Annotated in this window: 14 protein-coding genes; 4 read left to right on the top strand and 10 right to left on the bottom strand. The window is 44.7% G+C overall.

What is annotated here, in order from left to right; all coding sequences use genetic code 11:
• Positions 1 to 13: 13 nt before the first annotated feature.
• From H8S84_RS12885 to pruA, 4 genes are all read right to left on the bottom strand, one after another.
• A complete protein-coding gene (locus H8S84_RS12885) occupies positions 14 to 520 on the bottom strand; it encodes an NADH-quinone oxidoreductase subunit C (protein WP_187067743.1) in 507 nt (168 codons plus the stop codon).
• Positions 521 to 524: 4 nt separating this feature from the next.
• On the bottom strand, positions 525 to 1,076 hold the full coding sequence (locus H8S84_RS12880; RefSeq protein ID WP_187067742.1) for an NADH-quinone oxidoreductase subunit B: 552 nt from the start codon (positions 1,074 to 1,076) through the stop codon (positions 525 to 527).
• A gap of 82 nt (positions 1,077 to 1,158) precedes the next feature.
• Positions 1,159 to 1,539, bottom strand: coding sequence for an NADH-quinone oxidoreductase subunit A (locus H8S84_RS12875; protein WP_187067741.1), 381 nt, complete (start codon positions 1,537 to 1,539; stop codon positions 1,159 to 1,161).
• 434 nt (positions 1,540 to 1,973) lie between these two features.
• Positions 1,974 to 3,608, bottom strand: a complete 1,635-nt coding sequence (gene pruA / locus H8S84_RS12870; RefSeq protein ID WP_187067740.1) for an L-glutamate gamma-semialdehyde dehydrogenase — start codon at positions 3,606 to 3,608, stop codon at positions 1,974 to 1,976.
• 141 nt (positions 3,609 to 3,749) lie between these two features.
• On the opposite strand from pruA, the gene H8S84_RS12865 reads away from it, so the two are divergent.
• Positions 3,750 to 4,187 carry a hypothetical protein gene (locus H8S84_RS12865; RefSeq protein ID WP_187067739.1) on the top strand — a complete coding sequence of 146 codons (438 nt, stop codon included), beginning with the start codon at positions 3,750 to 3,752 and terminating at the stop codon, positions 4,185 to 4,187.
• A gap of 12 nt (positions 4,188 to 4,199) precedes the next feature.
• Here the strand turns inward: H8S84_RS12865 and H8S84_RS12860 are convergent, their stop codons facing one another.
• Both H8S84_RS12860 and H8S84_RS12855 read right to left on the bottom strand, forming a co-directional pair.
• The gene (locus tag H8S84_RS12860; protein ID WP_187067738.1) at positions 4,200 to 4,901 is read right to left on the bottom strand and encodes a YjjG family noncanonical pyrimidine nucleotidase; all 702 of its coding nucleotides are present in this window, start codon (positions 4,899 to 4,901) and stop codon (positions 4,200 to 4,202) included.
• Between the two features lie 128 nt (positions 4,902 to 5,029).
• Positions 5,030 to 5,416 carry an ArsR/SmtB family transcription factor gene (locus tag H8S84_RS12855; protein WP_187067737.1) on the bottom strand — a complete coding sequence of 129 codons (387 nt, stop codon included), beginning with the start codon at positions 5,414 to 5,416 and terminating at the stop codon, positions 5,030 to 5,032.
• A gap of 74 nt (positions 5,417 to 5,490) precedes the next feature.
• Between H8S84_RS12855 and H8S84_RS12850 the strand changes: the two genes are divergently transcribed.
• A complete protein-coding gene (locus tag H8S84_RS12850) occupies positions 5,491 to 6,156 on the top strand; it encodes a carboxypeptidase-like regulatory domain-containing protein (RefSeq protein WP_230407166.1) in 666 nt (221 codons plus the stop codon).
• A 237-nt stretch (positions 6,157 to 6,393) separates the two neighbouring features.
• The gene (locus H8S84_RS12845; protein WP_187067736.1) at positions 6,394 to 7,740 is read left to right on the top strand and encodes an NAD(P)/FAD-dependent oxidoreductase; all 1,347 of its coding nucleotides are present in this window, start codon (positions 6,394 to 6,396) and stop codon (positions 7,738 to 7,740) included.
• A gap of 120 nt (positions 7,741 to 7,860) precedes the next feature.
• On the opposite strand, the gene H8S84_RS12840 is transcribed toward H8S84_RS12845, so the two are convergent.
• From H8S84_RS12840 to H8S84_RS12830, 3 genes are all read right to left on the bottom strand, one after another.
• The gene (locus H8S84_RS12840) at positions 7,861 to 10,203 is read right to left on the bottom strand and encodes a M1 family metallopeptidase (RefSeq protein WP_187067735.1); all 2,343 of its coding nucleotides are present in this window, start codon (positions 10,201 to 10,203) and stop codon (positions 7,861 to 7,863) included.
• 44 nt (positions 10,204 to 10,247) lie between these two features.
• Positions 10,248 to 10,841, bottom strand: coding sequence for a HupE/UreJ family protein (locus H8S84_RS12835; protein ID WP_187067855.1), 594 nt, complete (start codon positions 10,839 to 10,841; stop codon positions 10,248 to 10,250).
• 306 nt (positions 10,842 to 11,147) lie between these two features.
• Positions 11,148 to 11,981 (bottom strand): alpha/beta hydrolase, encoded by an 834-nt coding sequence (locus H8S84_RS12830; RefSeq protein ID WP_394367999.1) that lies wholly within the window; start codon positions 11,979 to 11,981, stop codon positions 11,148 to 11,150.
• 118 nt (positions 11,982 to 12,099) lie between these two features.
• On the opposite strand from H8S84_RS12830, the gene H8S84_RS12825 reads away from it, so the two are divergent.
• Entirely contained in the window at positions 12,100 to 12,471 is a 372-nt protein-coding gene (locus tag H8S84_RS12825) for a SpoIIAA family protein (protein ID WP_187067734.1), read from the top strand.
• A 34-nt stretch (positions 12,472 to 12,505) separates the two neighbouring features.
• On the opposite strand, the gene H8S84_RS12820 is transcribed toward H8S84_RS12825, so the two are convergent.
• On the bottom strand, positions 12,506 to 13,006 hold the full coding sequence (locus H8S84_RS12820) for a hypothetical protein (RefSeq protein WP_187067733.1): 501 nt from the start codon (positions 13,004 to 13,006) through the stop codon (positions 12,506 to 12,508).
• Positions 13,007 to 13,107: the final 101 nt, after the last annotated feature.

The following is a 13,107-nucleotide window of genomic DNA, read 5'->3' as shown; positions in this document are numbered from 1 at the left end:
TTACTCCTTTGGCTTAGCGTCCGAAATATGTATTGATTTTATCTTCCCTGGTCTGATCCTCCAGCGGGTACTGCTTCAGCATTGGATGGTATTCCATCTCCTCAATGTTCAGGATGCGCGTTAGGTTCGGGTGGCCGGTAAAGATGAAACCATAAAAGTCAAAAGCCTCACGCTCCATCCAGTTGGCAGTAGCGTAAAGGTCTGTCATGGTAGGCATCACAGGGTCCGAAGCAGGCATAAACACCTTAATGCGGATGCGGTAATTGTGGCGAAGGCTGTGCAGCTGGTACATCATGCACATTTCCTTATCGCCCTGGCCAGGGAAATGAATTCCGCACATTGTTGTCAGGAAGCTGATTTGCAGTTCCTCGTCATCGCGCAGGTATTTGATCAGCTCATGGATCGATTCGCGGTTTGTAGTGATGGTCATGATACCATCCGGGTTAAAAGCATCCCAGATATTCTCTTCACCAAACTTGCTTATGATCTTGCCGAGTACGTTTTCGTTCGTAAGCTCCATTTGCTTATTTAATATTGTAAGAGGCTAATAGTGCCTGATACTCCGGAGAGTTGCGGCGGCGTAGCGATTCGTTTTCTGCCAGCTCCTGCACACGCATCAATCCGTCAAGGATCTGCTCAGGGCGCGGAGGGCAGCCTGGTACGTAAACATCTACAGGCACTACACGGTCAATACCCTGCAGTACAGAGTATGTATCAAAAATACCGCCTGATGAAGCACACGCACCTACAGCGATTACCCAGCGAGGCTCCGCCATCTGCTCGTACACCTGCTTTACTACAGGGCCCATTTTTTTAGCAATCGTACCCATTACCATCAGAATGTCTGCCTGGCGTGGGGAGAAGCTAGGGCGCTCTGAACCGAAGCGGGAAATATCATAGTTAGAGCCCATGGTAGCCATGTACTCGATACCACAGCAAGAGGTAGCGAACGGCAAAGGCCAAAGCGAATGCTTACGAGCCAGTCCAATTACTTTCTCAAACGATGTGGCAAAGAAACCTGCACCCGAAATGCCATCTGGTGCTTCTACTAATTTTATATCTGTATTTTCGCTCATTTCAATTTGGTTGCTTGTGTCTTGTTTTGGTGCAATTCCACCGATAAGAAGAACACAAAAGCCCAGTGAAAAGTTTAGTAGGTTACTCCCACTTAAGGATACCTTTTTTGATCACGTAGAAGAAACCTGCAAGAAGCATGCCCATAAACACAACCATTTGCAGGAAGCCATCTAAGCCGAACTCCCTGAAGTTAACTGCCCAAGGGTACATAAAGATAATTTCCACGTCAAACAGCACAAAAAGAATGGCTGTCATGAAGTATTTATAGGAGATTGGCGTACGCGCATCACCTACAGACTCAATACCACTTTCCCAGGCAGCTCCTTTTACTTCACTTTTGCGTTTCGGGCCCAGCAGGTGGGTCATCACGAGTGCAAAAATCACAAATCCTAAAGCAGCCGCAAATTGGATGATTATTGGCAGGTAATCCGACGGTACATACTGATTTACAGTTGGTTCCATAACTCTGAAATCGTTTCTACAAATTTGGTGGCAAAATTAGGTATAAATAGCCATTAATCAAAAGGATAACTACAGTGTATAATTGTAAGTAGGTATGCAAGTTTCTGCCGTGTTAATCAAGAAATCTGCATTTGCCAGCATAACTACCGCTAATAAAGAAAAAGCCATACTTTGAGTAAGTATGGCTTTCTGGTAAAGGGTTAGGGTTATAGTATAATATTTGTGTGCTATACTTTGCTGGGGCCCGCTAAACGCATGAGCAAAGTATCTGTTACTACCTTATTAAGTTTGCCTTGCTTGGAAGGCTTTATGTAATAAGCTGTAAAGTAAGAGAAAAAGTATGAGCAGCGAAATACTCCTTTTTGATGATTTTAGTAAAAATCCCCTGCCAACTCTAATCCTGACAGGGGATTCATACTTGATAAACTTTGAGGTTATTTATTCTCGCCTAGGAATGGATATCGGTAATCTACAGGCGGCACGAATGTTTCTTTGATAGAGCGTGCAGACACCCAACGCAGCAGGTTCAGCATGGAGCCGGCCTTATCGTTTGTGCCAGAGGCACGTGAGCCGCCAAATGGCTGCTGGCCCACTACGGCGCCTGTTGGCTTATCATTGATGTAGAAGTTGCCGGCAGCGTTTTCCAACTTTTTAGCCGCATATTCTATAAAGTATCTGTCCTGGCTAAAGATAGCACCTGTTAGGGCGTAAGGCGATGTTGCGTTTACCAGTTCCAGCGTCTCTTCAGCATTATTCTCATCATACACATAGATTGAGATAACAGGTCCGAAGATCTCTTCACACATAGTAATGTACGTTGGGTTGTGCGACAGAAGCACTGTTGGCTCTATAAAATAACCTTTAGACTTATCGTAGTTACCGCCCGCGATAACTTCAACCTCATTGCTATTCTTGGCATTGTCTATATAATTGGCGATTTTATCAAAAGACTTCTCATCGATTACAGCGTTGATGAAGTTGCCAAAATCCTCAGGAGCACCCATTTTAAACGATTTCAGGTCTTCGATCACATAGCCTTTCACTTCGTCCCATAGGTTGCTAGGGATGTAAGCACGCGAAGCAGCAGAACACTTCTGGCCCTGATATTCAAATGCGCCACGGGAAATAGCTGTAGCCAAAGCTTTCGCATTTGATGATTTGTGAGCAAAGATGAAGTCTTTTCCACCAGTCTCACCTACTATGCGCGGGTATGTTTTATACTTGTGGATGTTGTTTCCGATGGTTTTCCAGATGTGCTGGAATACGCCTGTGCTACCGGTAAAGTGGATGCCGGCAAAGTCAGAGTGGTTAAAGATCACGTCGCCAGCCGTAGGGCCATCAACATATACCAAGTTAATAACACCATCAGGCAGACCAGCTTCACGGAAAAGCTCCATGATCATTTGAGCCGCATAGATCTGCGTGTTAGCAGGCTTCCATACAATAACGTTGCCCATCATGGCTGCAGACGCAGGCAGGTTACCGGCAATGGCCGTAAAGTTGAAAGGCGTTAATGCAAACACGAAGCCTTCCAGAGCGCGGTGCTCCATGCGGTTCCAGATGCCAGGAGAAGACTCCGGCTGCATCTGGTAGATTTCTGTCATGTACTGCACGTTAAAGCGCAGGAAGTCGATTAGCTCACAGGCAGAGTCGATCTCAGCCTGGTAAGCGTTTTTAGACTGACCCAGCATGGTAGCTGCATTTAGTCTGGCTCTCCAAGGGCCGGCCAATAAGTCAGCAGCCTTTAAGAAAATAGAAGCACGGTGCTCCCAGCCCATGTTTGCCCAGGCCTCACGTGCAGCAAGCGCCGCGTTAATTGCCTGTTCCACATGTGACGCATCGCCTTCGCTAAAGTGACCTAAGATATGCTTATGGTCGTGCGGCTGAAGCATTGGCTTCTTGTTATCTGTGTATACTTTGTCGCCGCCAATATACATTGGTACATCGATCTCTTTCGACTTAAGCTCTTTATAGGTGCGCTGTAGTTCTTCGCGCTCCGGAGAGCCCGGCGCGTACGATTTTACAGGTTCGTTTACGGGAGTTGGTACTTTAAAAAATCCGGTTGCCATTTGTTTTATAGTTACAGATTTAAAGATGACGTTCTAATGCCCTTTAGGAGGCATCTATACAAAGGTAAGGCTTATTATTTGATTTTTGGGCATAAAAGGGGCGTTGTCTTACCCGTGGTTTTGCTATACAAATTAATCCTGATGCGTAAACATATACTGGAGGAGGCAATGTTTATGGCACATAGTTATACTTGTTGGGAGAAAGTAAAAATGGTGATGCTGAAGACCTTTGTGTGTGTTGCAGTGTACTGCACCTTCATGGGCTCTGCGTATACTCAAGCAGCAACTGCACAAGGGCAAAAGAACCCTGAAAAGGAGCTTCTCGGTCCATATCACGATATAAAATCATTAACAACCGGAAACATTGCACACGCCTATCTTACTTTTATAGAAAACGTACGCGCCCGCCAAGGCACCTGGTCTGAAGATGATTGGATACAGGCCAAAGCTGTGCTTCGAAAACTGGATTCCCGTACAAACTCGATGAACAGGATGCTAAAAGTTGCCGACAGAAGCCACATTAGAGCAGCACAATCCGAGTTTAGAGGAATGGAAGCAAGAATGGCTGCTAAAGACTAAGTATGCATTGGCCTAAAGTATAACTTTCAGTTCGCTCAGGCACATGATCTCGTAGGTTGGCTTAGGCCGTTTTTTACTGCGTACGCCCTCCGGGTTAAAGTATACCTGATCTATGCCACAGGACATGGCGCCTTCAATATCACACTCAAAATTGTCCCCAATCATCAAGCATTCTTCTGGCTTTATGTTGATGCGGTCCAGGAGGTGCTCGAACATACGGCGATCGGGCTTTTTGTAGCCGCAGCATTCTGAGGTTACTATTTCTTTAAAATAGCCGTGCAACTCAGACGAAGCCATTTTTATATGCTGCACTTCCTTAAACCCATTGGTAATAATGTGTAGGCTATACTTAGGCTGCAAGTACTCCAGCACCTCATGTGTAAATGGAAATACCGCCTTTTTAGTAGGACAAAGATCAGTGTAAGCCTCCGAAATGCCAGCCGGTACTTCATGCTCTTCCAGTCCCAGCCCCATCAGCGTTTTCTTAAAGCGATTTTCGCGCAATTCCTTCTGGTTTATCTTGCCCTTGTTGTAGAGGCCCCACATCTGCGTGTTCACAAATTTATACTTCTTGTAAAACGATTCGCTGTCGAACTTGCCGAAACCAGCTAGCTCAAATTGGTGGTATAAAGTATAAATGGTCTCTTCAGAGTTCTTTTCGAAATCCCAAAGAGTATGATCAAGGTCAAAAAGGATGTGCTGGTATGTTTTCATTTAAGATAATATCTAATATGGTTTCACCTTCTTAAGCCTGTATAACGGCTTGAAAGAGATGATAATTATACTTTGGCTTAAACCTTACAATAATTAAAAGGTTTAACAGTTATAGCATCGGCTTAAGCTTACGGTGCCACCCAGCGGCGGGATTGAAGCTTATTTATGGCCAGTTCGCGGTTAGAGTAGAGTATTTGGTAGGTCTCCTGGTCTTTCTGTAGAATAGTGTCACGCTCTAGGTAATTGAAGATTTGTGAAGCAAAATCAGCGGCTTCGTCTTTTACACTGTAAAATACCCACTGGTCTACCTTGCGTGCTGTTACCAAGCTGGCGTTGCGTAGGTATGTAAGGTGCCGAGAGGTCTTTGTTTGGGTAAAGTCGAGTACCTGCTCCAGGTCTGAGGTGCACATTTCTTTGTTGCGCAAAATCAGGTTAAGGATGCGGATGCGAGATTCGTCTGCCAGGGCCTTAAGAATCTGTTCGCCAAAGGAAATGCTGAAGTGTTTGAGCCTCATGGTTACTGCGGAAACATAAACAAAATTAGGCAAAAGCTGCTATTATAAAATAATAAATCATATTATTGTAAGAAATGATTCTGAAGCTACACGATTACTTAACACGTTTAAAGTTGCCTGCAAAAGCTGTAGGAACCGTTGTAGCTATACTTATGCTCATAATGGCTCTGCCCAAGCAGGCCACAGCACAAACTAAGCAGCGCGTAGTTCAGTTGTCAGGTTTTGTGGCAGTTGGTGATAGCCTGTACGGCGTAGCCGGCGTAAGCGTGTATGTGCCCGGAACTAGCCGCGGTACCCAATCCAACGAGTTTGGTTTTTTCTCAGTGCCCGTAGTGGCAGGCGATAGTGTGCTTTTTAGTGCATTAGGGTATAAAAGACAGTACCTGATCATCCCGAAAACCTATAGCAGCGACAGTTATTCTATTATTATGCAGATGCAGGAAGATCCCACTGAACTGCCTACTGTGGATGTTTTTCCGTGGCCTACCGAGCGTGATTTTAAAGAGGCCGTAGCTAAGGTGAAATTGCCAGACGAGGGCCGTGCCATGGCTATGCGCAACCTGGACCCCGAACGGCTGGAAGAGCTTTTTAAGACAACTCCGATGGATGGCGGCGCTAACTTCAGATTTTGGCAACAACAGCAGCTACAGCAGCAGCAGAATCGTGTAATGTACCCAACCATCAGTCCTTTTGCCATTCCGGCACTGCTCAATGCCATCTTCAAGGGTAACGGCAAATAGCCAGTCGCTAAAAGTAAATACTCTTTTCTTTAAATTTTAAAAGCTGCCCAGCCAAGGTAGCCTGGTTTACTGTGCATGAAGTTTATACTTGTAAAAAGCCTTCAGAGGAGCTGCTGTGGGTATGTAAGTAACTTACTACGGCCCCCTGCGTTATTTTGCGAAAGAGGTGTGTATTGTTAAACACACAACAACAGTGTCTGAATGGAGGCTGTGCAAGCTTCTTAAACAAAATAAACTATGCTTAAACCAGATAAGCTATCGCTTAATATACCGGAAACCACTAAGCCTCGGGTGGTTATTATCGGAGGAGGATTTGGAGGCATCAACCTAGCCAGAAAGCTTCCAGAAAAGTATTTTCAGGTAGTGTTGCTGGATAGGCAAAACTATCATGGATTTTGGCCGCTGCTGTACCAAGTGGCAACAGCCGGGCTCGAGCCGGACTCTATAGCCGAGCCGCTTCGTAAAATGTTTGGCAGCGATGATTATGATGATCTTCACTTTAGATTGGTAAAAGTAACAGGCATAAACCCCGCAGCCAGAACAATAGAGACGATTGTAGGAGATTTGCCTTATGATTTTCTGGTAATTGCCACAGGTACAAAGATCAATTACTTCGGTAATGAGCAAATAAAGAAGTATGGCTTCCCATTAAAGCAAATACCTCAGGCGCTAAACTTGCGCAGTCAGCTGTTGCAATGCTTTGAGCAAGCAAGTATGACCATTGACCAGGAGACCCAACAAAGCCTGCTCAACTTTGTGATAGTGGGAGGAGGCCCTACCGGTGTGGAAACTGCCGGAGCAATTGCCGAGATGAAAAAACATATCCTGCCTAACGACTATCCGGGTGTTGATTTCAGTAAGATGAACATATTCCTGATTGAGGGTATGGACAGGGTACTGCCGCCTATGTCGGAGGAGGCCAGTGAAAAAACGTTTAAATACCTGAATGAGCTGGGTATCATTGTTAAACTAAATACCTTGGTGGAGGGCTATGACGGAGAAACAGTTATCCTGAAAGGTGGTGAGCAGATAAAAACCAATACGCTCATATGGGCTGCCGGTGTGTCTGGCGCTGTAATACCAGGGCTACCTGATGAAAGTGTGGAGCGTGGGCGATACCTTGTAAATGACTTTAATCAGGTAAAGGGCTACGACAATATATTTGCCATAGGCGATGTAGCCATGATGAAAACACCGGAGTATCCAAAAGGCCATCCGGGTGTGGCGCAACCGGCCATACAACAGGGTAAATTATTAGCAAAGAACCTAAAGCGTATTATTAATAAAGAGCCGCTTCAGCCATTTAAGTACTTTGATAAAGGTTCTTTGGCTATAATTGGCCGTAACCGTGCTGTGGCCGATTTGCCGAACAACATGCACTTAGGTGGTTTCTTTGCCTGGGTTATCTGGCTGTTCGTGCACATTATGTACTTGATCGGTTTTAGAAACAAGCTGGTGGTGCTCAGTAACTGGGTCTATAAATTCTTTACTTATGAGAACAGTACCCGCCTTATCATCAGGCCTTTTGTGCGACGTGGTGATAGAGTGTCGCAGAGCTTTATAAACAAGTATGGCGGGGACTAGTAGGTTACTTCTAAAACATGAGAGACTTTAAAATCACTTAAACTCCCCAGTTTTACTGAAAATAATAAACCCTCAGACGATGCGCCTGAGGGTTTATGTGTTTAAGGTGAGATGTATTATTTATTGGCCGGTATTGTTTCTGCTGCCGTTACGGCTCGTAGAGCGCTCACGTTGCATTGGGTTTTGCTGTTCGCGTTGCTGCTGCTTATAAATATCGAAGCGAGACGGAGATAAGCGACGCGGGAAGTAGTTGTTCGATAATTCTATGTCGGCAGTTTGCAGATAAGGGTCTAGTTCGAAGTTTACAACTGGTTTTTCTGTTACAAACACCTTTGTGATGTCTTCGTTGTTATAGCGCCAAATCTCAGCCGGGATGTTTACAATTTCCTCTGAACCATCTTCGAACTCCATGCGCACGATCAATGGCATCACCAGACCGCCAAGGTTCTTAAAGCTAACCTCGTAGAAGTTAAGTCCAGAGTCCAACGCTTTTTTCTCAGCAGGTGTCAGGTTCTTAAGTAATGCTTGATAACGCTGCTGGTCGGCTGCTGTAGTTGCCAATGGATCATAGCTGTTGTAGAAATCCTTCAGTTCTGGTCTCTCATCAAGTCTGGTTTTCTTAATATCCTTCAAGTTACGCTGCTGCGACAGGGTTTGAGGTGCTTTGTTCTGCTGCTCACGTAGCTGTGCGTTTACAAACTCGGGGTTTTGCGAGTCTATGGTATACCACTTCACGTTTTCGATAGAGATATCGGTATGGTCAGTAGTATAAAACCAGCCTCTCCAGAACCAGTCCAGATCCACGCCAGAGGCATCTTCCATGGTACGGAAGAAATCAGCAGGCATCGGGTGCTTAAATGCCCAGCGCTGTGAATACTCTTTAAAGGCATAGTCAAATAGCTCGCGACCCATTACTGTTTCACGTAAAACATTAAGAGCAGTAGCAGGCTTGGCGTAAGCGTTGTTACCGAACTGAAGTATAGACTCGGAGTTGGTCATGATCGGCACCTGCATGTTTTTGGCGCTCTTCATGTACTCTACAATGTTAGCTGGCTCGCCGCGGCGCGATGGGTAATTTCTTTCCCACTCCTGCTCCGTCAGGTACTGCATAAAGGTATTCAGACCTTCGTCCATCCACGTCCACTGGCGCTCATCCGAGTTGATAATCATCGGGAAGAAGTTGTGACCTACTTCGTGAATGATCACGGAAATAAGGCCATATTTGGTGCGGTCAGAGTACGTACCGTCGGCCTCAGGGCGGTAACCGTTAAAAGAAAGCATCGGGTACTCCATGCCTCCTACAGGACCATGCACCGATATGGCAACCGGGTATGGGTAATCAATAGTGTGCTTCGAGTATACTTTTAACGTATGCGCAACTGCCTCGGTAGAGTACTGTCCCCAAAGTGGGTTAGCCTCTTTCGGGTAGTACGACATAGCCAGCACGTTTTTGCCGCCTACGTTTACATTCATCGCGTCCCAGATAAACTTACGGGAACTGGCCCAGGCAAAGTCGCGGACATTTTTAGCGGCGTATACCCACGTCTTTTTGCTGTTTACAGGGTTCTTTTCTGCATTAGCAGCTTCGTCCTGCGTTACAATCACAACAGGCTTGTTGCTTTTGATAGCCTCAGCCCAGCGCTTTTGCATGGTAGTAGATAGTACCTGGCTTGCGTTCTGAAGCTCACCGGTTGCGCCCACCACATGGTCAGCAGGTACGGTAATGCTTACTTTGTAATCGCCGAAAGGCAATGCAAACTCTCCGCTGCCCAAAAACTGCTTGTGCTGCCAACCGTTCACATCGTCGTAAACGGCCATTCTCGGGAAGAACTGCGCCATTTCGTACAGATAGTTGCCATCCTCCGGGAAATACTCATAGCCTGAACGGCCACCAAGTGCTTTCTGGTCGTTGATGTTGTGGTGCCAATCGATGCTAAAAGTATAACTCTGCTTTGGCTTAAGCGGCGTCGGCAGGTCAACACGCATCATAGTGTTGTTGATAGTATACTTCAGGTTTTTGCCGTTGCGGTCTTTTACCTGCTCAATCTTAAAGCCACCGTCAAATTTTTCACGGGTGAGGTACTCAACCGCCTGCGCCGACATCTGCTGCTTTAGCTCACCTGTTTTTGTGAGGTTGCTGGCAGAGTTTGGCTCATAGATGTTCTGGTCCAGCTGCACCCACAGGTAAGAAAGCACATCCGGCGAGTTATTGGTATAAGTTATACTTTCTGAGCCTTTGATGGACTGGTTCTTATCGTCCAGCTCTACTTTGATAGTATAATCTGCACGTTGCTGCCAGTACTCGTGGCCTGGAGCACCAGAGGCGGTGCGGTAGGTATTGGGTGTAGGCAACTCTTGTTGTAACTGCTTAAACTTAGACTTATCGGTATTGTCCTGGGCCTGCACAACAGCAGGGCCGGCAAGTAAACCGAGCAAAGCTAAGCCGGTAAGTAAGTTCCTCATTGGTTGGTTAGTCGTTTAGTTTAGGTATAGTTAGTCGTGTTGTTCTAAAAAATATTGGTCTCCATCATCAGGATCAGCGAAATGCCGGCTGCTGCACTCGATAACACCATGATCCAGTCGCGCTTTTTGGCGTTGAAGATGTTCATAAGTATAAAGGCAGCAATAAGCAGGAGCAGGACGATAAGCAACTGCCCTAGTTCTATGCCCACATTAAAGGCCAACAACTGTAGCCAAGTGTCTGAACTGCGCCCTAACAATGACTTCAGGTAATTAGAGAAGCCCATGCCATGCACCAGTCCGAAAAAAACAGCCATCAGATTGTGCAACGAAAGTATAACTCCCTGTTTAGAAGCCGCGCCTTTTAGTTTGAAGAAGTTTGTGAGGCAGGTGAAAAGTATAGTTACCGGGATCAGAAACTCAATAAGTGCCGTATCGAACTGAATTAAATTAAAAGTAGACAAAGCCAGTGTAATGGAGTGCCCTATGGTAAAGCTTGTAACCAGTGCCAGCACTTTACGCCAGTCGTTTAAAGTATAAATGGCACACAGCGCCAACAAAAACAGCAGGTGGTCATATGCCTGCAGGTTAAAGATGTGGTGAAATCCTAGTTTCGTGTATGTTGTGAAAACAGAAGACACTGTCTTATTTGTAGTAAAGTTAAAGGTAAAGTTATTTGGCAAATTACGTGTTATCACTATGTTATGCAAGCATAAGACACAGGAATAGCAGTATATTATCGCATAATCTCTAAAACTGAAGCTAAAAATTGAGTGATAAACATAATAACGAATTGATTAAAGGCTCAGCAAAAAATGCATAGTAAAAAAAGTACATTGAGCTTTTTGTTAGGTCCTATGCCAGCTTTGCATGCAGCCATTAGAAGCTTCGCATTTAGTAATGTGAAGTATAAATGGTTTTGAGATTGTTCTAATATTATCAGGGATTTAACTTTTTAACTTGCTAAAGAACAGCAGGTGGTACTCCAGTGCATTTCCCCAATATGCCCAGGAGTGTGCGCCAGGGCGTTCGATGTAATCGTGTGGGACCTTTGCTGCTACTAACCTGCGGTGCAGTTCCCGGTTATCCTCAATCAAAAAGTCATCTACACCACAATCGATAATGAAATCAATGCCGCTCTGCTTTAGCTGTGGCACCATGTGTACAATGGAATTTTGTTCATAACGCTGCTGATTCTCCTCTTTAGGCCCTAATACAGCCTCTATACTTGGCAACAGGTTTTTGCGGTCTATGGCAGCAATGTTTACTGATCCACTCATACTTCCAGCAGCTAAGTATAAGTCCGGGTGCCGGGCAGATAAGTATAATGCCCCGTGCCCACCCATACTTAAGCCTGAAATAAAGCGGCCGTTTTTCTCTCTGATGGTTTTATACTTGCTGTCGATTAATTGCACCAGCTCCTGCGTAATAAAGGTTTCGTACTGGCTTGATTGATCAACGGGACTGTCGAAGTACCAACTGCTGTAGCCTCCGTCTGGCGTTACGATTATAAAATTATACTTGTCGGCCATACGTTGTAGCAGGTCTTTTTGCGGAGGCACTTTTAACCAATTACTGAAATTGCCGCTGTAGCCGTGCAGTAAGTATAAAACAGGGTAAGGGCCGTTCTTTTTCTTTTTATACCCTTCTGGAGTAACCACGCCTGCTTTTAAAGTTTTCTGCATCGAAGGGCTCTGGATAGTAAGCGTATCAACTTTGGCTTGTGCCGTAAGTATGGTAAAGGCAAAGAGCAGGAACAGCAGGTGTCTTTTGAGCATCATCAGTATATGGAAGTATAGCAGGCGCAAAGTATAGATTTTGAACCAGTAATTAAAGTATAAAATACTTCCCCTGTATTTAGATTCCTCTGCGTAAAAATTAAGTATAAACTTATTCAAGATGCTGGAAATATTGCCTGAAACTCATGAGAATATACTGGCGGTGCGCATAAGCGGTGAGCTTGCCATTGCCGACTTTGATGCCTACCGCAACCTGCTCCGCGACCTGATGCAGCTATGTGATGAGGTGCATTTATACTATGAAATGGCTGATGTAAAATGGGTGCATCCTGTGGCTGCCATTGAAAACGCCCTGTTTGATGTAGTGCATGGGCTGGATTATGGCCGGGTAGCCATGGTAGGAGAGAAGTGGTGGCAAAAGTTGGCCGCTAAGCTTATAAGTCCGGTTAAGAAGTATGGGGTACGGTATTATGAGATGGCAGATAAGGAGAGGGCGATGCGGTGGTTGCTGGAAGGGGAGTGGAAATTATAACATACTGAAGGAATAATTTCTATAAGCTCAGTAGCTAGATATATAAGCTAGCTGGTGCGGTTTGTTGGCCTTCATCTGTACCTAATTTAATAAGGTTTTCTTTCCCAATCTCTCTTATAGTTTTGATATAATTTGGATTAATTTCTTTATGAAGTTTCTTGATAAGTGTATCCAAAGCGTTAGCTCTCTCGATTGTAGATGAATAACCTTCATTGAATAAAATGTTAAGAATCTCTCTTTGATATTTAAAGCTATCTAACTGTCGAAGCTTATCAGCCACTTTCCATGAATTATCTTTCAGCCTCTTCTTAACTTCAAGGCTAATTTCATGTAATTCTGCTGTCGTAACCCAAAAGTAGTCAGAATAAATATCTAGAAGTAGTCTGTAAATATCATGCTTAAGTTGTAATTGTTCCTTTTTCCTCTCATGCCTCTTTTGAAAAAGGTAAGAAATCCATGCACCCCCTATTGTAATGGCTATACCGGAAATAAATGATATAACTAGTTCTATAATTTTAGCGCTTTCACTGCTCATAGTTGACTGATTTTGAGATTATAAATATATATAAATAAAAATAGATTTATTGGGTTATAAACATAAAACCCCGCCACTCTCGAGGAGCAGCGGGGTTTACA

Source organism: Pontibacter cellulosilyticus, assembly GCF_014306105.1.
In the GTDB taxonomy this organism is placed as follows: Bacteria; Bacteroidota; Bacteroidia; order Cytophagales; family Hymenobacteraceae; genus Pontibacter; species Pontibacter cellulosilyticus.
The sequence above is the reverse complement of the archived record's forward strand: the minus strand, read 5'-3'. Positions and strand labels throughout refer to the sequence as shown.

Excerpts from the sequence above, each read along its gene's own strand:
- H8S84_RS12885 (WP_187067743.1), bottom strand. The coding sequence starts at position 520 with ATGGAGCTTACGAACGAAAACGTACTCGGCAAGATCATAAGCAAGTTT.
- H8S84_RS12880 (WP_187067742.1), bottom strand. The coding sequence starts at position 1,076 with ATGAGCGAAAATACAGATATAAAATTAGTAGAAGCACCAGATGGCATT.
- H8S84_RS12875 (WP_187067741.1), bottom strand. The coding sequence starts at position 1,539 with ATGGAACCAACTGTAAATCAGTATGTACCGTCGGATTACCTGCCAATA.
- pruA (WP_187067740.1), bottom strand. The coding sequence starts at position 3,608 with ATGGCAACCGGATTTTTTAAAGTACCAACTCCCGTAAACGAACCTGTA.
- H8S84_RS12865 (WP_187067739.1), top strand. The coding sequence starts at position 3,750 with ATGCGTAAACATATACTGGAGGAGGCAATGTTTATGGCACATAGTTAT.
- H8S84_RS12860 (WP_187067738.1), bottom strand. The coding sequence starts at position 4,901 with ATGAAAACATACCAGCACATCCTTTTTGACCTTGATCATACTCTTTGG.
- H8S84_RS12855 (WP_187067737.1), bottom strand. The coding sequence starts at position 5,416 with ATGAGGCTCAAACACTTCAGCATTTCCTTTGGCGAACAGATTCTTAAG.
- H8S84_RS12850 (WP_230407166.1), top strand. The coding sequence starts at position 5,491 with ATGATTCTGAAGCTACACGATTACTTAACACGTTTAAAGTTGCCTGCA.
- H8S84_RS12845 (WP_187067736.1), top strand. The coding sequence starts at position 6,394 with ATGCTTAAACCAGATAAGCTATCGCTTAATATACCGGAAACCACTAAG.
- H8S84_RS12840 (WP_187067735.1), bottom strand. The coding sequence starts at position 10,203 with ATGAGGAACTTACTTACCGGCTTAGCTTTGCTCGGTTTACTTGCCGGC.
- H8S84_RS12830 (WP_394367999.1), bottom strand. The coding sequence starts at position 11,981 with ATGATGCTCAAAAGACACCTGCTGTTCCTGCTCTTTGCCTTTACCATA.
- H8S84_RS12825 (WP_187067734.1), top strand. The coding sequence starts at position 12,100 with ATGCTGGAAATATTGCCTGAAACTCATGAGAATATACTGGCGGTGCGC.
- H8S84_RS12820 (WP_187067733.1), bottom strand. The coding sequence starts at position 13,006 with ATGAGCAGTGAAAGCGCTAAAATTATAGAACTAGTTATATCATTTATT.